We start from the raw sequence: 17,579 nt of genomic DNA, 5'->3' as shown, positions 1-17,579 counted from the left end.
AGCTATATTGCTTTTGTTTTGTAGTGGTGCCATTCTTGCGGCGAAAGTCAAGTTAGAGGAGCCCATTCAGGCTAAAGCTCATGGCCGAAGCTCTTATCACCCCCGCGATGATCAGTTGGGCACGAGAGCGTGCTGGGCTTTCCTGCGGTGATTTTGCATCCAAGCTTAACGTTCCTGACGAAAAAATTCTCGCTTGGGAAAGCGGGGATGCGCGTCCGACGTTCAAGCAGGCTGAAAAAATCGCAAGTGTAACGCATGTTCCATTCGGCGCGCTTTTTCTTGATCATCCTCCCCGTGAAGAGCTACCGATTCCCGATCTTCGGACGACGGTTGGTGCTCCTCCTCCTGATTTGGATGGGGATTTCCGCGATGCGTTAAGTGACGTCCTTTTCAAATTTGAGTGGTTTAAGGATTTTCGCCTAGAGCAGGGAGCAAAGCCTCGCCCTTATGTTGGCCGTTTTCCCGCTACAGCGCCGGCCGATACCATTGTGGCCGATATAAAAAAAACACTCGGCTACTCGGTAGCGAACAGGCTTCAAGCAAAAAATGCTGATGATTACCTGCGTGTTCTTGTTCGGTTGGCTGAGGATCAAGGCGTTTGGGTCCTGCGAAATGGCGTCGTGGGAGCTAACAACCGCCGGCCGTTAAGCGCTGAGGTATTCCGGGGTTTTGCGGTAAGCGATCCTGTGTTGCCTACAGTATTTATCAACGGCCGCGATGCTCCAAGCGCGCAAGTATTCACGCTAATCCACGAAATTGCTCATATATGGCTGGGCAAGGACGGAATCTCCAATCCTTTCACCGCAGGTGGCGGGCGCGCGGCACATGCAAGGCTGGAAAAGCTTTGTAATTCCGTGGCTGAGCAGTTTTTGACTCCTCGAGAGGAGTTTCTTCAGACTTGGAGGCTCGAAGCCTCCATGAATGAGAACACCTTCGTTTGCGCTAAGCACTTCAAGGTAAGTGGCATAGTGGCGGCGATTCGAGCTAAGGGGCTTGGGCTCGTCGAACAAGACGATGTAAATGCGTTTTATCGCGCTGAGATGCAGAGGTGGCGCAGAGCGCGCGACCAGTCTGAAGGCGGCGGCGACTATTACAGAACTTCCAATGTGCGGAATGGTGGGCCGTTTGTTCGTGCGGTGCTAGGTTCTGCGATGTCTGGCCGCTTGCTTTTGCGTGATGCTGGGGCATTGCTTAACATGAAGCCCAAGACGTTGCAAAAGGCCTATAGCTTACAAGTGGTGGGGGATGCCTAATGTTCCTGCTTGATGCCAATGTGTTCATAGAGGCCAAGAACAGATATTATGCCTTTGATATCTGTCCGGGTTTCTGGGCCTGGATGGATCATGTGGTGACGGGCGGCGACGTCTGCTCGATAGACCGGGTTCGGGACGAACTCATCGGGGGCAACGACGACCTAGCGACCTGGGTTAAGGCCCGTCGCGGTGGGCAGTGGTTCCTTGATGTCTCCGACGACAAAACGCAGCAGGCGTTTCGGCAAGTGGTGGCCTCTGTGAATGCGAGCAGTTACAAGCCACATGCCAAGCGGCACTTTTTATCAGGTGCTGATCCATGGCTTGTAGCAAAAGCTTCTATTACTGGAGCTTCCGTTGTGACACATGAGGTGTTCAACGCTGAGTCCAAAAGGAAGGTGCCGCTTCCCAACGTATGCCGCGATTTTGGTGTTCCGTTTTGCGACACGTACGCTCTACTCCGTGAGAAAGCATGTTCCTTCTACTTTGCTGCAGCCTGAAATTGACCCGCAGTCCCGAGTAGACTTTGGCGCGACAGTTCCAGTCGTGCTGGGCATAACGTTACGCTACAAGCCCCCACCCCCCGCTTGCATCCCGCCCCCTCGGTCGGTAGCTTCTAGCCTCCTTTTCCACCTGGCTTCGAAGAGACCGAGTCCCATGGCCGTTCCCGGCAGCCAACGCCGCAGTTTCCAAGACCTGATCCTGACCCTCCAGCAGTTCTGGGCCGACAAGGGGTGTGTCATCCTCCAGCCCTACGACATGGAGGTCGGCGCGGGCACCTTCCATCCCGCCACCACCCTGCGGGCGCTCGGTCCCGAGACCTGGAACGCCGCCTACGTGCAGCCCTCGCGCCGGCCCACCGATGGCCGCTACGGCGAGAACCCCAACCGGCTTCAGCACTACTACCAGTTCCAGACCATCATGAAGCCCTCGCCGGCCAATGCGCAGGAGCTGTACCTCGACAGCCTTCGCGCGCTCGGCATCGACCCCGACATGCACGACATCCGCTTCGTGGAGGACGACTGGGAAAGCCCGACGCTGGGCGCCTGGGGCCTGGGGTGGGAGGTCTGGTGCGACGGCATGGAGGTCACCCAGTTCACCTACTTCCAGCAGGTCGGCGGCATCGAGTGCGACCCGGTCGCGGTGGAGCTGACCTACGGCCTGGAACGCCTCGCCATGTATATCCAGGGGGTGGAGAACGTCTACGACCTGGACTTCAACGGCCGCGGCGTGAAGTACGGCGACATCTTCCATCAGGCGGAAGTGGAATACTCCAAGCACAATTTCGAGCACGCCGACACCGACATGCTGTTCCAGCACTTCAAGGATGCCGAGGCCGAGTGCCAGCGGCTCATCGACGCCAAGCTGGCCCTGCCGGCCTATGACCAGTGCATCAAGGCCAGCCACCGCTTCAACCTGCTGGACGCGCGCGGCGTGATCTCCGTCACCGAGCGCGCCGCCTACATCGGCCGCGTCCGCGCGCTGGCGAAGGCGTGCTGCGAGGGCTGGCTCGCCAGCCGTGGCCATGCCGTGGCGGAGGGCTGATCCGATGACCGAATTCCTGCTGGAAGTCTTCTCGGAAGAAATCCCCGCCCGCATGCAGGCCAAGGCCGCCGAGGACCTCAAGACCCTGCTGGTCAAGGGCCTGGAGAAGGCCGGCATCACGCCCGAGAACCCGCGCTGCTTCGTCACCCCGCGCCGCCTGACGGTGGTGATGGAGGGGCTGCCGCTCAGCCAGCCCGACGTGAAGGAAGAGCGCAAGGGCCCCAAGGTCGACGCGCCGGAAAAGGCCATCGAGGGCTTCCTGCGCGCCACCGGCCTGACGCTCGACCAGTGCGAACAGCGCGACACGCCCAAGGGGCCGGTCTACTTCGCCGTCATCGAGAAGAAGGGGCGGGAGACCATCGAGGTCCTGCCCGAGATCATCGTCGAGGCTCTGGCGAACCTGCCGTGGCCCAAGTCCATGCGCTGGGGCACCAACCCGACGCGCTGGGTGCGCCCGCTGCACCGCATCGTGGCGTTGCTGAACGGCCGCCAGATCGACGTGGAATACGCCGGCGTGAAGGCCGGGGCGGAGACCGAGGGGCACCGCTTCCTCGCGCCCGAGCCCTTCCCGGTGGGCGACTTTGACAGCTACCGCGAGAAGCTGACCAGCGCCTACGTCATGCTCGACCCCGAGGAGCGCCGCCGCGTCATCCGCACCGAAGCCCAGCGCCTCTGCGAGTCCGAGGGCCTGAAGCTGAAGGAGGACGAGGGCCTGCTGCGCGAGGTCATGGGGCTGGTCGAATGGCCGGTGGTCATGATGGGCCGCATCGACGACGAGTTCATGGACGTGCCCGAGGAGGTGCTGACCACCTCCATGCGCAGCCACCAGAAGTATTTCTCGGTCAACACCAAGGACGGCGCGCTGGCGCCGCGCTTCGTGGTGGTCTCCAACATGATCGCCGAGGACGGCGGCCAGGCCATCATCGCGGGCAACGAGCGCGTGCTGCGCGCGCGGCTCTCGGACGCCAAGTTCTTCTGGGACCAGGACCGCAAGCAGCCGCTGGAAAAGCGGGTCGACGGCCTGAAGGACCGCGTCTTCCACGCCCAGCTGGGCACGGAGTACGACAAGGTCCAGCGCATCCGCAAGCTGGCCGGAGAGATCGCCGCCCCCATGATCTCCGCCAACCAGCTGGAGCTGGTGGACCGGGCGGCGGCGCTGTGCAAGGCGGACCTGCCGACGGGCATGGTGGGCGAGTTCCCCGAGCTTCAGGGCATCATGGGCCGCTACTACGCTCTGCACGACGGCGAGGCCCCGGCGGTGGCGGACGCCATCGCGTCGCACTACTCGCCGCTTGGGCCGAACGACGAGTGCCCGCAGGCGATGGTGTCGGTGGCCGTCGCGCTGGCGGACAAGATCGACACCCTGGCGGGCTTCTGGGCGATTGACCAGAAGCCGACGGGGTCGAAGGACCCGTATGCGCTTCGCCGGGCTGCGTTGGGTGTCATTAGATTGATCCGTGAAAACAATCTTCGGATCAGTTTGGGGCAGATCGCTCGGCACGCCCTATTGGCGCACATCGAGTGCTTGTTGCATGAAATTGCAACCGACGCTTCAAATCCTGGAATCGGAGCTGGATCTCCTGAGTCCTACGGGGAGATGTGGCTTGAGACCCCTCCCTCTGTGCTGATCAAGGGGACGGAGCTTGAGCGGCAACTGATCGTTGCATCTAGGGCTTTGGAGATTCCTGAGGAAGAATATGAAGCGGCGCAAAACATTTCTTCTCGCCTCCTACGGCAATTTTATGAAAACCTGATGAGGCTTTTCTCCGAAGATGCTGGAGAGCGAGGAAGGGCTGGTGAGTATTTTGATGCAAAGATCAAGAGTTACGTCTCCGACTTCCTCGACTTCTTCGCCGACCGCCTGAAGGTCCACCTGCGCGAGCAGGGCGTGCGGCACGACCTCGTCACCGCCGTCTTCGCGCTGGGCGGGGAGGACGATCTGGTGCGCCTGCTGGCCCGCGTCGACGCGCTGTCGGGCTTCCTGGAGACCGAGGACGGCGCCAACCTGCTGGTGGCGTATCGGCGATCTTCTAATATTCTTCGCATCGAAGAAAAGAAGGACGGCGTATCCTACTCCGGCGCGGTTAATGCCGATGCGCTCGCGCTCCCCCAGGAGCAGGCGCTGGCCGCCGCACTGGACAGCGTGGAGCCCGCCGCCCGGCAGGCGATCGCGGAGGAGGATTTCGCAAACGCCATGGCGGCGCTCGCCCGCCTGCGCGCGCCCGTGGACGCCTTCTTCGACGACGTCACCGTCAACGCGGAAGACTCCAAGCTGCGTGAGAACCGTCTGCGCCTGCTCTCCCGCATTACCGCGGTGATGGGCGAGGTGGCCGATTTCAGCAAGATCGAAGGCTAGGGAACGACGATCATGAGCAAGTGGGTGTACACCTTCGGCGACGGAAAGGCCGAGGGCCGTGCCGACATGAAGAACCTGCTGGGCGGCAAGGGCGCCAACCTGGCGGAAATGTCCTCCCTGGGCGTGCCGGTCCCGGCCGGCTTCACCATCACCACCGAGGTCTGCACCCACTTCACGCAGAACGACCGCACCTATCCGGCGGGCCTGGAAGAGCAGGTGGCCGACGGCGTGGCGCAGGTGGAAAAGGTGATGGGCGCGCGCTTCGGCGACCCCGACAACCCGCTGCTGGTCTCCGTGCGCTCCGGTGCGCGGGCGTCCATGCCGGGCATGATGGACACGGTGCTGAACCTGGGCCTGAACGACACCACCGTGAAGGGCCTCATCAGGCAGTCCAACGACGAACGCTTCGCCTACGACAGCTACCGCCGCTTCGTGCAGATGTACGGCGACGTGGTGCTGGGGGTGGAGCATCACCATTTCGAGGAACTGATCCAGGACCTCAAGGATGATCGCGGCGTCGACCTGGACACCGATCTTTCCGCCGACGATTGGAAGGACCTAGTCTCGCGCTTCAAGGCCCGCGTGGAGGAAGAACTCGGCCGTCCGTTCCCGGAAGACCCGCAGGAACAGCTGTGGGGCGCCATCGGGGCGGTGTTCGGCAGCTGGATGAACAACCGCGCCGTCACCTACCGCCGCCTCCACGACATCCCGGCCGAATGGGGCACGGCGGTCAACGTGCAGGCCATGGTCTTCGGCAACATGGGCGAGGACTGCGCCACGGGCGTGTGCTTCACCCGCGACCCGTCCACCGGCGAGAACGTCTTCTACGGCGAGTACCTGGTCAATGCCCAGGGCGAGGACGTGGTGGCGGGCATCCGCACGCCGCAGCACCTGACCATCCACGGCAAGCAGCTCCACGGCTCCGACCTGCCGGCCATGGAAGAGACCATGCCGGAGCTGTTCAACGGCCTGTGCGACGTGCGCGCCAAGCTGGAAGCGCACTATAAGGACATGCAGGACATGGAGTTCACCATCCAGAGCGGCAAGCTGTGGATGCTCCAGACCCGCACGGGCAAGCGCACCTCCAAGGCGTCGCTCAAGATCGCCGTGGACATGTGCCGCGAAGGCCTGATTTCCGAAACCGAGGCCGTCGACCGCATCGACCCGGCGCAGCTCGACCAGCTTCTGCACCCCATGCTCGACCCCGAGGCCGAGAAGGACGTGCTGACCAAGGGCCTGCCGGCGTCGCCGGGTGCCGCGTCGGGCAAGGTGGTGTTTTCCGCCGACGAGGCCGAGGACTGGGTCAAGCGCGGCGAGAAGGTGATCCTGGTGCGCGTGGAGACCTCGCCGGAGGACATCGGCGGAATGCACTGCTCCGAGGGCATCCTGACCACGCGCGGCGGCATGACCAGCCACGCCGCCGTGGTGGCGCGCGGCATGGGCCGCCCCTGCGTGGCCGGTGCCGGCGACATCCGCGTCGACTACAAGGCCAAGACCTTCACGGTCCGCGGCCGCACGGTGGGCGAGGGCGACGTCATCACGCTCGACGGCTCCAAGGGCGAGGTGATCCTGGGCTCCGTCGCCACCATCCAGCCCGAACTGACCGGCGACTTCGCCACGCTCATGGAGTGGGTGGACGGCATCCGCCGCCTGCGCGTGCGCGCCAACGCGGAAACACCGGAAGACGCGGCGACCGCCCGCAAGTTCGGGGCGGAGGGCATCGGGCTCTGCCGCACCGAACACATGTTCTTCGATCCCAAGCGCATCATCCACATGCGCCAGATGATCCTGGCCGACGACGAGGCCGGCCGCCGCAAGGCGCTGGACAAGCTGCTGCCCTACCAGCGCCAGGACTTCGTGGAGCTGTTCGAGATCATGCAGGGCCTGCCGGTGACGGTGCGCCTGCTGGACCCGCCGCTGCACGAGTTCCTGCCCGCGACGGACGAGGAAATCGACGACGTCGCCCAGGCAGCCGAGGTGTCGCCGGAGACCATCCGCGCCGCCATCACCCGACTGCACGAGACCAACCCCATGCTGGGTTGGCGCGGCTGCCGGCTGGGCGTCTCGTTCCCCGAGATCTATGAGATGCAGGCGCGCGCCATCTTCGAGGCTGCCGTCCAGGTTCACAAGGACACGGGCGAGACGGTGGTGCCGGAAGTGATGATTCCGCTGGTCAGCTCCAAGAAGGAGGTGGACCTGCTGCGGGCCGTCATCGACACCGCCGCGAAGGAGGTGTTCGACGCGACGGGCGCGTCGGTGGACTACATCGTCGGCACCATGATCGAACTGCCGCGCGCCGCCCTGCGTGCCGCCGAAATTGCCGAGACGGCACACTTCTTCAGCTTCGGCACCAACGACCTGACCCAGACCACGCTGGGCATGTCGCGCGACGATTCCGGGCCGTTCCTGCAGTACTACCGCGAGAAGGGCATCTACGAGAAGGACCCCTTCGCCAGCCTGGACATCAACGGCGTCGGCGAACTGGTGGAACTGGCCGCCGAACGCGGCCGCAAGACCCGCCCCGACATCAAGCTGGGCATCTGCGGCGAGCACGGCGGCGATCCGGCGTCCATCGGGTTCTGCGAGAAGAACAAGCTGGACTACGTGTCGTGCTCGCCCTTCCGCGTCCCCATCGCCCGCCTGGCCGCCGCGCAGGCGGTGCTCGGCCGGCACCAGGACGAGACGGCGTAAGGACTAGTTGCTTTATTGACCACCAAGGCACCAAGGCACCAAGAAGTCCGTACCCGTTGATACGCAGCGGCATCATTCCCTTTCATCGGCGAGGCCGACCGGGAGGATTGGTGCCGCTGGCGCGGCCGGACGGCGTCTCGACGGCGTCTTGGTGCCTTGGTGTCTTGGTGGTTCACCTCTTGTCACACCGGGGGAACGGCGGATGGACCTGAAGACCCTGCAGACGGGCGGCAAGGCCGCATTGGCCCGCGCGCTCGCCCATGTGGAGGCGAAGCCCGACGCGCCGGAGACTGTCCAGCTGCTCTCCGACGCCTACAAGGCGCCGCGCGCCCATGTGGTCGGCATCACCGGCCCGCCGGGCGTGGGCAAATCGACGCTCATCAACGCGCTCATCGCCGGCTGGCGGGCGGACGGGCGGACGGTGGGCGTCATCGCCGTCGACCCGTCGTCGCGCAAGTCCAAGGGCGCGCTGCTGGGCGACCGCACGCGGCTTCAGACGGACCCCGAGGACACGGGCGTCTATGTGCGATCCATGGCCGCGCGCGACCGTCTGGGCGGGCTGGCGGGTCTGACGGTGGCCGGCATGGTGCTCATGCGGGCGCTGTTCGACGTGGTGCTGATCGAAACCGTCGGCGTCGGCCAGTCGGAAACCGACGTGGTGCGCGTGGCCGACACGGTGGTGTTCTGCGTCCAGCCGGGCTCGGGCGACAGCCTGCAGTTCATGAAGGCGGGCATCGCCGAAATTCCGCACATCGTCCTGGTGACCAAGGCGGACATGGGCGCGGCCGCCGAGCGCGCCGCCGCCGACGTCCACGGCGCCCTGTCCCTGGCGGAGGCGGACATGGAGGGCTGGGAGATCCCGGTCCTGCAAATCTCCAGCATGCGCAAGCAGGGGGTGGACGGCGTGATCGGCGCCATGGACCGGCATCTCGCCCACCTGCGTGACCGCCACATGCTGGCCGAAACCCGCCGCGCCCAGGCCACGGAATGGCTGGAGGAGTTCATCCGCGAACGCTTCGGCCGCGAGGGTCTGAAGAAAGTGGCGCCGGTGATGCTGGAGGGTGCGGACAGCCCCTTCGCGCGGCTGGCGGAGGTGTCGGAGGCGCTGGCGTGACGCGGGACGGCGGCGGCTCTTGCCCATTTGAAGGGGTGCAAGGGCGGCCGACGATTTTTTTGGTGGGCCGCCGCTTCTGCAGGGGCGACGGCCTTTGTAAGATTTCGTTTTACAACATGTAATGACCCGTCATTCCTGCGAAAGCAGGAAGCCGCGTACGATGCCGGCCATTCTGCCGCGTGCCCGTCGGGGAAGGGTCACCGACGTCTTTCCATACTCCAGGCCGCAGTCCGCGACCGGCGTCTGCCATCCTGCCGCTGACGTCGCGTCCATCCCCACGCCCACCAAAGGCGCCATATCTTTTCCGCGAATTGCATCCATGTGTGGCGCACGTGCAACGCCTGTTTCTTAATCGGCCTTTCGACACTGACCGAAGGGTGTAATTCTACGCCCATGGGGCGGATACTAACCCGTGCCGCTCAACCTGGCCGAGGTGTCCGTCATGCTTCACAGCACACCCGCCCCTGCTGATCCGCCGACTGTCCCCGAAGCCGCCGCGCCGGAAGCCCCCGTCCTGCGGGTGCGCCGGTTCGAGGGTCACTGGATCGTCCACCGCGACGGCGAGCCCCACGCCCACCGCTTTCCCACCCGCCAGCGGGCCGCCGAGTTCGCCCGCGAACTGGGCGCGCGGCTGGGCAGCTACCGCCTGTTCCTGGAACGCGGCGACGGCCGCACGGTCTGCGAAATGCTGAACATCGCCTGCCGCGGCGCGGCGGCGGAAACGGCGCACTGAACAGGGCAGGGCGGTGGGAGTGCCGCCCGACGGCAGCACTCCCGGTCCGCTGACCTAGACCGAGAACCCGGCGAGCTTGGTCTCCAGGTACTCGTCGATGCCCTCGTGGCCGCCCTCGCGGCCCAGGCCGCTTTCCTTCATGCCGCCGAAGGGGGCGGCGGCGGCCGTCGGGTTGATGTCGTTGATGCCGACGATGCCGAACCGCAGCGCCTCCATGGCCCGCCACGCCCGGCCGATGTCGCGGGTGTAGACGTAGGCCGCCAGACCGTAGGTCGTGTCGTTGGCCATGGCCATCACCTCGGCCTCGTCATCGAAGGGAATGACCGGCGCCACCGGACCGAACGTCTCCTCGCGGTAGATCTTCATCTCGGGCGTCACACCGGCCAGCAGGGTGGGAGCGAAGAAGTGGCCCTTCGCCAGCGCCCCCTCGGTCAGCCGCCGGCCGCCGGTGACTGCGGTCGCACCCTTGGCGACCGCGTCGTTGACCTGATCCTCGACCTTGGCGACGGCGGCTTCGTTGACCAGGGGGCCGATCTGCACGCCGTCTTCCAGGCCCGAGCCCGCCTTCATCCTGGCGACGCGGGTGGCGAATACGTCCTGGAACTGGTCGACCTTGCTGCGGTGGACGAAGAAGCGGTTGGGCGAGATGCACGCCTGCCCGGTGTTGAGGAACTTCACCAGGCTCGCCCCCTTGGCGGCGTGCTCGGCGTCGGCGTCGTCGAACACGATGAACGGTGCGTGGCCGCCCAATTCCAGCGAGACGCGCTTCATCTGTGCCGCCGCGCGGCTCGCCAGCATCTTGCCGACGGGTGTGGAGCCGGTGAAGGTGATCTTGCGCACCAATGGGTTGGAAACGAACTCTTCCCCGATGGGCTTGGGATCGCTGGCGGTGACCAGGTTCACCACGCCCTTGGGCAGGCCGGCGTCATGGAACACCTTGAACATCTCCACCGCGCACAGTGGCGTCGCTTCCGCCGGCTTGAGCACCACGGTGCAGCCGGCGGCCAGCGCCGGGCCGACCTTGCGGGTGATCATGCTGATGGGGTAGTTCCACGGCGTCACCGCCGCCACCACGCCGACCGCCTGCTTGAGCACGATGAAGCGCTGGTCGCCGCGCGGCGCCGGAATGGTCTCGCCGTAGACGCGTTTGGCTTCTTCCGCGTACCACAGCAGGAAGTCGGCGCCGTACTTGACCTCGTTGCGGGCGGCTTTCAGCGGCTTGCCCTGCTCGGTGGACATGGTGCGCGCCAGGTCCTCGGCGCGCTCCGTCATGATCTGCCAGGCGCGGTAGAGGTAGGCGGAGCGCTGGTAGGCCGTGGTGCGGGACCAGTCGGCGAAGGCGGCCTCGGCGGCGGCGATGGCGGCGGCGGCATCCGCCGCTCCCCCGTCGGGCACGCGGTCGATCACCTCGCCGGTGGCCGGGTTGGTCACCGCGAAGGTGGCGCCCGACTCGCCCTGGGTCCACTGGCCGTCGATGTACATGGAGGTCTCCTCGTTCTATCCGATGGGTCGGTTCTTGATGGGCGAAAACGGTCCTGCCCGGCCGTTGCGCCCGCGGAGTTTGAAACCGCGCGGAGGCCTTGGCAACCGCTTCGTGGCAGTCAAGGCGCCAGGACAGGTCCGGCGCGAATTTTTGCCATTGCAAACCATCGGGCTTTCGCCCACTCTTTTCGAAACGTAAAGGGACGCGCATACCCATGCTCACCACGCTTCCGGCGGAAGCGCTGGGCGCCGTCATCGACGCCATCGGCGCACCGGTCTTCGTTGTCGAGGTGACGGAGGACGGCGGTTTCCGCTTCGCCGCGCTCAACCATCACCTTGAGGCCCTGGCCGGCGTCTCCGATGCCGACCTGCGCGGCCGCACGCCCTCGGAAACCCTGCCCGCCGACCTGGCCGGGCGGCTGACGGCGCGGCTGCAACAGTGCCTGACCGAGGCCCGGCGGCTGGACTACGAGGGCTTCATAGATACCGAGACCGGCCGCCGACGGCTGCGCGTGACCCTGACCCCGCTGGTGGGCGGCGACGGCGTCATCCGCCGCATCATGGGCACGCCGCTGGACATCACCGAGAGCTATACGCTCGCCAGCCAACTGGAGCAGGAGCGGGCGCTGTTCGGCGAACTGGCGGAACTGTCGGGCGACTGGTTCTGGAAGACCGACGAAACCGGCCGCTTCGTGGCCTTCGACCTGGTGCTCGAGCGCGACGGGGTCCGGAATGTGGGCGTGCTGGGCATGACGCGCCGCGATCTGCTCGACACCGCCCTGCCGCCCGAGGACATGGCCGCCATCGATGCCGCCATGGCCGACCGCAGGCCCTTCCGCGACCTGGTCTATCCGCAGGTTCTGCCCGATGGCACGCGCCGCATCGTGCGCATCAGCGGCAACCCGCGGTTCTCCGTCGACGGCCGGTTCCTGGGGTTCGTCGGCACGTCGTCGGACATCACGGCGCGGCACAACTGGATCAAGATGCAGTACGCCCGCCACAAGCGCGAGGCGCTGGGACGCATGGCCGGCGGGCTGGCGCACGAGTTGAACAACCTGCTGCTGCCCGTCGTGTCGCTGTCGCGCCGGGCCCGCAAGCGCCTGGCGGCGCTGCCCGAACCGCCGGACGCCATCCTTGCCATGCTCGACGACATCACCGCCGCCGGCCGGGCGGCGCGCGATGTGGTCGGCGGCGTGCTCACCTATTCCGGCGGGGGCATGGCCGACCAGGGGCCGGTGGTGCTGTCGGAGGTGGTCGCCAGGGCGGTGGACACGGCGGCCGGACTGCTGACCCAGTCGGTGCGGGTGGAACGGTCCATCGAGCCGCTGCAGGATCTGGCGGCCGTCACGGCCTCGGACGTGTCGCAGGTCGTCATCAACCTGATGAGCAACGCCGCAGACGCCTGCGGGCCCGGCGGCACCATCTGGGTCTCGCTCGCCGCCGAGCCGGCGCCCTCGCGCGCCGATGACTCGGCACCGCGCGCCATCCTGCGCGTGCGCGACAACGGGCCGGGGCTTCAGACCGGCGTCGACGAGCGCGTGTTCGACCCCTTTTTCACCACCAAGCCCGTCGGCGAGGGGAGCGGCCTCGGGCTTTCGGTGGTCTACGGCATCGCCCGCAACTGGGGTGGTGACGTATCGGTGGCCAGCACCCCGGGAGAGGGTGCGGTCTTTGAAATCCGCCTACCGCTGCTTAAGACGGCGGACGCGGACCGCGAGACGACGCAGACACCACAGACGAGGACCATCCTGTCGTGAAGCAGATACTTCTGGTGGAGGACCAGCCGCTTGTCCGCAAGGCGGTGCGGGGGGCGCTAGAGGACGCCGGGTTCGCGGTGACCGAGGCCGCCGACGGAGAGGAAGGCCTGACGGCAGCCCGCCGCGCGGCCTATGACCTGGCGATCGTCGACATCTGGATGCCCAGGGTCGATGGCATCTCCTTCCTCAAGGAGGTGCGCACCATTCATGCCGACCTGCCGGTGATCATCATATCGGGTGGCGGTCCCAGCGCCCCGCTGGAGGTCAAGGCGCACCTGGCGCAGGCCCACGGCGCGCAGGAGGTGCTGTTCAAGCCGTTCGAGGACGAGGAGCTGCTGGCCGCCGTGGGGCGCGTGGTGCCCGGCGTCTGATCGCTCATCCCGGGGGCGCCGCCCGCTTGTCCCGTACGGCGCGCCGCACGATCCACGGACGCAGGCGCAGGAACAGGCGGTAGCCGCCTTCCAGCAGTGCCGGCAGCGGCGGCGTGCCCGCGACACGGCCGAGCCAGCGGAAGCGCGGCACCCTGTGCCACAGCAGGATGAAGGCCCGCGCGCCCGAGACCATCCGGCCGTCGGGCCGCTGGACGTGGAAGCGCGCCAGCAGGGCCGCGCGGTCCAGGGGGCAGGCGCTCCCCGTGCCGCCGCCCGCCGCCGGGCGGGCATCGGCGACGTTGATCCATCGCACGCCCTGCGGCTTCAGCGCGCGGTAGGTGGCGATCTCCCGCCGGCAGAGCGGACAGCCGCCGTCGTAGAAGACGGTGAGGGTATCGGGTTGCATCATCGTGCCCCGGTGTACGGAGCGGCCCGTGCTGCGGATCGGCCGGCCGATGCCGCATGGGATCTGGATCGGCGTTCACATCATCAGCGGTGCGCTGTGCGTGCTTGCGCGCAGGCCATCGGCTTTGGCCGGCACGCAGGCACGCGCGCCACGAGGCACGGCGGCCGGCCGGTAGGAGGCGGTCAGGCCGTGCCGTGTTCCGACAGGCAGTCCTCGGCATCGCGCCGGTCCATGCCGTCGTCCGGCAGAAGCCGGCTGGCGGGGAACAGGGCCGTGATGGCCGTGCCCTGGCCCGGTTCGGATTCCGCCACCAGCTCGCCGCCGTGATGCTCCACCAGCGCCTTGGTCAGCGGCAGGCCCAGGCCGGTTCCCTCGTAGCGGCGGGCGAGGCGGCTGTCGACCTGGCCGAAGGGCTCCATGGCCTTGTCCAGGTCCTCGGCCGTCATGCCGATGCCGGTGTCGGCGACGCGCAGGGCCAGGCGGCCGTCCGCCGCCACCCGACACGACAGGTCGACGCGCCCGCCGACGTCGGTGAACTTGACGGCGTTGGACAGCAGGTTGAGCAGGATCTGCTTGATGCGCCGGTCGTCGGCCAACAGGCGAGGCAGGTCCTCGGGCACGGAGGCGTGCAGGGCGACGTCGGCGCTGTCCGCCCGCTTGCCGACCATCTTCACGCAGGTATTGACGGCCTCGGCCAGGTTGACCGGCTCCTCGTTCAGGTCGATCCGGCCGGCCTCGGCCTTGGACATGTCGAGGATGTCGTTGATGAGGTTGAGGAGGTGCGTGCCGGAATCGTAAATGTCGGCCACGTATTCGCGGTAGGTGGGGTTTTCCAGCGGGCCGAACAGTTCGCCGGAAATGGCTTCGGAAAAGCCGATGATGGCGTTCAGCGGCGTGCGCAGCTCGTGGCTGACATTGGCGAGGAAGGCGGCCTTGGCGCGATTGCCGCGCTCCGCCGCCTCCTTGGCGTCGCGCAGGATCAGTTCGTTGCGCTTGCGGCTGGTGACGTCGATGTAGGTGGTCAGCGCCCCGCCGTCGGGCATGGCGGCGCGGCGGACCTCCAGCACGGTGCCGTCGGGCATGGACCACTCGGCGCGGTCGCGGGTGAGCAGTCGCAGTGCCTCGGTCTTTTCCGACACGCAGGATTCCACGTCGCACTCGCCGAATACGCCGGCCCCGGCCAGATGGCGGATGATCGCGGCGTAGTCGGTGCCGTCGCGGGTCAGCCCGGCGGGCAGGTTCAGCATGCGGCGGAACAGGCGGTTGTGGTCGACCAGCCGGGTGTCGGAGTCGAACACCGCAATGCCCTGGGGCATGTTGTCCAAGATGGCGGCCAGGCGCCGGCCTTCCAGCGCCACCTGTTCCTCGCGGCGGCGCAGGGCGGTGGCGTCGGTGTAGACGCCGGCGACGTAGCCGTCGGGCGTGCGGTGTTCGGAAATGAGCAGCCAGCGGCCGTCGCGCTGCATCAACTCCATGCCGCTGGCGCCGCGGCGGTGGCTTTCGCGGCGCTGCGCCATCCAGAGGGGGCGGTCCTCCTCTGTCACCGGCACGTTGCCGGCGTCGATCTGGAGGCGCAGCAGGTCCTCGAAGCTCATGCCCGCGCGCACCTTGGCGGCGGCGGGTCCGAACAGCTTGCGATAGTTCTCGTTGAACAGCACCAGCCGGTCGTCGGGCCCCCACAGGGCGAAGCCGTCGGAAATGCTGTTGATGGCTTCCATCAACTGGTGCTGCGCCCACTGGGCGGCGGCGCGCGCCTCCACTTCGGCGGTGACGTCCGTTGCCGTGCCGCGGAAGCCCTGGAAACGGCCGTGGTGGTCATGCACCGGGCGGCCGCTGAGCTTCAGGTGCTTGACGCGGCCGTCGGGCAGCATCTGTCCCAGGCCGACGTCCCGGAACGGCTGGCGGGCACGCAGGCGCTCCATCTGGTGGCGCAGCGGCAGGGGGTCCGGCGCGTCGTCGGCCAGGTCCATGAGCGTGCGCCCCAGGAAGTGGCGCGGGTCCACCCCCATGACCGTCAGCACGCGCGGGCTGACGAAGGTGAAGCGCAGGCCGGCGTCGGTCTCCCAGAACCAGTCCGAGGCGGCCTCCGCCAGGTCCTTGAAGCGCTGCTCGCTTTCCCGCAGGGCCCGTTCGGCCTGCTTGCGCTCGGTGATGTCGGACCGCACCGAGACGCGGCCGCCCTCGCTGGTGATGTATTCGCGCAGCAGCATGACGCTGCCGTCGGCCAGTTCCTGCTCCACCGGTCCCTTGGGCGCGCGGTGGGCGGCGACCCGCTCTTCGATCCAGGCGTCGCGGCGGCCCAGGCTGGCTGTGGCGAGACCCCGGTCGGCCGTCTGCTCGCACAGGTCGCGGAAGGTCATGCCCGGTACAACGGTGATGCCGGCGCGGCCCATGACCTCGCGGTAGCGGCGATTGGACAGCACGAGGCGGTCGTCGGCGTCGAACAGGCTGAAGGCCTCGGTGATGCTTTCCACCGCGTCGATGAGCTGCGCCTGCGCGCGGTTGGCGCGGTCGGTCTCGGCGGCGGCGGCGATCTGCAACCGGCGGAGCACCACCACCAGCAGTGCCACCGCCAGCATCACCGCCAGCACCTGATGGGACACGAACAGCCACGGCAGCAGGACGCCGGAATGCATGAAGGGCGTCACCAGCCCGTGCAGGCCGTCGACGACGAACAGCAGCCCGGTGACACGGTAGGCGGCTTCGCCCCGGCTTTCGGGCCCGATCAGGAAGGCGCCGCCGGCGACGAACAGCGGCAGCCCCAGAAGCCCGAAGAGCACCGGCTGGTCGGGGCCGTGAAGCGTGGTGGCGACGGCGGGCCAGGCCAGAATCACGAGCGCCCCGAGCGCCAGCGCCCGGCGACCCACCCGCCGGCCCGTGAAGCACCAGACGCCGGCCAGCACCAGAATGCCGGCGGCCGATTGCAGGGCCTCGGCGGCCAGGGTCAGGACCCTGTCGTCCAGGTTCGGCGCCAGGAACAGCACCAGGAAGGCGGCTGTTTGCGCGGCGAAGGCCGGCGCCCACCACGACAGGGCGCGCGGCGCCTGCGGCAGGGTGCGGGCCAGGGCCATGGCGAAGGTGAGCACGGCCGAACCCAACACAGCGCCCAGGGTGGCGGCGTCGAGGGGCAGGCTCATCATCATGGGCGGGGGTCCGGAACGGGCGGGGAAGGGGGAAACGGGCACCGTCCGGGCGCGCACGACGGCGCACCGCCGGATTGGCCCGAATCCTTACTCGTCGTAGGTTATGAGCGCGTCGAAGGGAACGTCAAGCCGCTTGCGGCCCTCGAGGAAAGACAACTCGATGATGGAGGCGACGCCCACCACCTCGGCACCGGCCTCGCGGAACAGGTTGATGGCGGCCAGGGCGGTGCCGCCGGTCGCCAGCAGGTCGTCGCAGATGACCACGCGCTGGCCGGGCTGGACGGCGTCGGCCTGGATTTCCACGGTGTCGGAGCCGTATTCCAGGTCGTAGGTGTGGCTCTTCACGTCGCCGGGCAGCTTGTTGGGCTTGCGCACCATGACGAAGCCCATGCCCAGCTTGAGCGCCAGCGGCGCCGCCACAAGGAACCCGCGCGACTCGATGCCGGCCAGCACGTCCGGCTGCCACGCCGCCACCTTCTTGGCCAGCCGGCCCATGCTCACCTGCCACGCATCGGGATGCGCCAGCAGGGTGGAGATGTCGTAGAAGTTGATCCCCGGCTTGGGGAAATCGGGGATCTGGCGGATGTGGTCCTTGATGTCCATCGGACGAGGGGCCTCTTCGTTCGCTCGTAAAGAAATCAGGCGGTCCGGCGCCGGTGCCGGCGCGGCTCATCCTAGCCCGTCCAATCGCGTCCGGCAAAGGGAATGGGACGCCCGAACGGGTGGGGATT

Annotated in this window: 13 protein-coding genes; 9 read left to right on the top strand and 4 right to left on the bottom strand. The window is 66.9% G+C overall.

Annotation, left to right across the window (positions count from 1 at the left end):
- Window positions 1-80 precede the first annotated feature (80 nt).
- The 7 genes from C882_RS24005 to C882_RS13400 all read left to right on the top strand — a co-directional run bounded on the left by C882_RS24005 (window position 81) and on the right by C882_RS13400 (window position 9,689).
- Complete coding sequence (locus C882_RS24005) at window positions 81-1,253, top strand: ImmA/IrrE family metallo-endopeptidase (RefSeq protein ID WP_083875878.1); 1,173 nt, start codon at window positions 81-83, stop codon at window positions 1,251-1,253.
- Complete coding sequence (locus C882_RS24000; RefSeq protein WP_083875876.1) at window positions 1,253-1,750, top strand: DUF4411 family protein; 498 nt, start codon at window positions 1,253-1,255, stop codon at window positions 1,748-1,750. The genes C882_RS24005 and C882_RS24000 overlap by 1 nt, the downstream gene beginning before the upstream one ends.
- A gap of 157 nt (window positions 1,751-1,907) precedes the next feature.
- A complete protein-coding gene (locus C882_RS13420) occupies window positions 1,908-2,795 on the top strand; it encodes a glycine--tRNA ligase subunit alpha (protein ID WP_009541163.1) in 888 nt (295 codons plus the stop codon).
- Between the two features lie 4 nt (window positions 2,796-2,799).
- A complete protein-coding gene (glyS, locus tag C882_RS13415) occupies window positions 2,800-5,151 on the top strand; it encodes a glycine--tRNA ligase subunit beta (RefSeq protein WP_009541162.1) in 2,352 nt (783 codons plus the stop codon).
- A gap of 12 nt (window positions 5,152-5,163) precedes the next feature.
- Entirely contained in the window at window positions 5,164-7,842 is a 2,679-nt protein-coding gene (gene ppdK / locus C882_RS13410) for a pyruvate, phosphate dikinase (protein WP_009541161.1), read from the top strand.
- Between the two features lie 202 nt (window positions 7,843-8,044).
- A complete protein-coding gene (meaB, locus tag C882_RS13405) occupies window positions 8,045-8,956 on the top strand; it encodes a methylmalonyl Co-A mutase-associated GTPase MeaB (RefSeq protein ID WP_009541160.1) in 912 nt (303 codons plus the stop codon).
- Window positions 8,957-9,368: 412 nt separating this feature from the next.
- Window positions 9,369-9,689 carry a hypothetical protein gene (locus C882_RS13400; RefSeq protein ID WP_009541159.1) on the top strand — a complete coding sequence of 107 codons (321 nt, stop codon included), beginning with the start codon at window positions 9,369-9,371 and terminating at the stop codon, window positions 9,687-9,689.
- A 54-nt stretch (window positions 9,690-9,743) separates the two neighbouring features.
- Here C882_RS13400 and C882_RS13395 read toward each other — a convergent pair whose 3' ends face one another.
- Window positions 9,744-11,171: an NAD-dependent succinate-semialdehyde dehydrogenase gene (locus C882_RS13395; protein ID WP_009541158.1), complete on the bottom strand. Its 1,428-nt coding sequence runs from the start codon at window positions 11,169-11,171 to the stop codon at window positions 9,744-9,746.
- A gap of 215 nt (window positions 11,172-11,386) precedes the next feature.
- Here C882_RS13395 and C882_RS13390 point away from each other — a divergent pair, with 215 nt between their 5' ends.
- Together C882_RS13390 and C882_RS13385 are read left to right on the top strand one after the other, a co-directional pair.
- Complete coding sequence (locus tag C882_RS13390) at window positions 11,387-12,928, top strand: PAS domain-containing sensor histidine kinase (protein WP_009541157.1); 1,542 nt, start codon at window positions 11,387-11,389, stop codon at window positions 12,926-12,928.
- The gene (locus tag C882_RS13385) at window positions 12,925-13,299 is read left to right on the top strand and encodes a response regulator (protein ID WP_009541156.1); all 375 of its coding nucleotides are present in this window, start codon (window positions 12,925-12,927) and stop codon (window positions 13,297-13,299) included. The genes C882_RS13390 and C882_RS13385 overlap by 4 nt, the downstream gene beginning before the upstream one ends.
- A 4-nt stretch (window positions 13,300-13,303) precedes the next feature.
- Here the strand turns inward: C882_RS13385 and C882_RS13380 are convergent, their stop codons facing one another.
- The 3 genes from C882_RS13380 to C882_RS13370 form a co-directional block, all read right to left on the bottom strand.
- Complete coding sequence (locus tag C882_RS13380) at window positions 13,304-13,708, bottom strand: thiol-disulfide oxidoreductase DCC family protein (RefSeq protein WP_009541155.1); 405 nt, start codon at window positions 13,706-13,708, stop codon at window positions 13,304-13,306.
- Window positions 13,709-13,887: 179 nt separating this feature from the next.
- Window positions 13,888-16,848, bottom strand: coding sequence for a PAS-domain containing protein (locus C882_RS23320; protein ID WP_009541154.1), 2,961 nt, complete (start codon window positions 16,846-16,848; stop codon window positions 13,888-13,890).
- Between the two features lie 87 nt (window positions 16,849-16,935).
- A complete protein-coding gene (locus C882_RS13370) occupies window positions 16,936-17,451 on the bottom strand; it encodes an adenine phosphoribosyltransferase (RefSeq protein ID WP_009541153.1) in 516 nt (171 codons plus the stop codon).
- Between the last annotated feature and the right edge of the window lie 128 nt (window positions 17,452-17,579).

The sequence above is a fragment of the Caenispirillum salinarum AK4 genome, from assembly GCF_000315795.1.
In the GTDB taxonomy this organism is placed as follows: domain Bacteria; phylum Pseudomonadota; class Alphaproteobacteria; order Rhodospirillales; family Rhodospirillaceae; genus Caenispirillum; species Caenispirillum salinarum.
The sequence above is the reverse complement of the archived record's forward strand: the minus strand, read 5'-3'. Positions and strand labels throughout refer to the sequence as shown.

Bases quoted from the DNA above. Each gene is read 5' to 3' on its own strand.
- C882_RS13395 (WP_009541158.1), bottom strand. From the start codon at position 11,171: ATGTACATCGACGGCCAGTGGACCCAGGGCGAGTCGGGCGCCACCTTC.
- meaB (WP_009541160.1), top strand. From the start codon at position 8,045: ATGGACCTGAAGACCCTGCAGACGGGCGGCAAGGCCGCATTGGCCCGC.
- C882_RS13390 (WP_009541157.1), top strand. From the start codon at position 11,387: ATGCTCACCACGCTTCCGGCGGAAGCGCTGGGCGCCGTCATCGACGCC.
- ppdK (WP_009541161.1), top strand. From the start codon at position 5,164: ATGAGCAAGTGGGTGTACACCTTCGGCGACGGAAAGGCCGAGGGCCGT.
- C882_RS23320 (WP_009541154.1), bottom strand. From the start codon at position 16,848: ATGATGATGAGCCTGCCCCTCGACGCCGCCACCCTGGGCGCTGTGTTG.
- C882_RS24005 (WP_083875878.1), top strand. From the start codon at position 81: ATGGCCGAAGCTCTTATCACCCCCGCGATGATCAGTTGGGCACGAGAG.
- C882_RS24000 (WP_083875876.1), top strand. From the start codon at position 1,253: ATGTTCCTGCTTGATGCCAATGTGTTCATAGAGGCCAAGAACAGATAT.
- glyS (WP_009541162.1), top strand. From the start codon at position 2,800: ATGACCGAATTCCTGCTGGAAGTCTTCTCGGAAGAAATCCCCGCCCGC.
- C882_RS13420 (WP_009541163.1), top strand. From the start codon at position 1,908: ATGGCCGTTCCCGGCAGCCAACGCCGCAGTTTCCAAGACCTGATCCTG.
- C882_RS13380 (WP_009541155.1), bottom strand. From the start codon at position 13,708: ATGATGCAACCCGATACCCTCACCGTCTTCTACGACGGCGGCTGTCCG.
- C882_RS13370 (WP_009541153.1), bottom strand. From the start codon at position 17,451: ATGGACATCAAGGACCACATCCGCCAGATCCCCGATTTCCCCAAGCCG.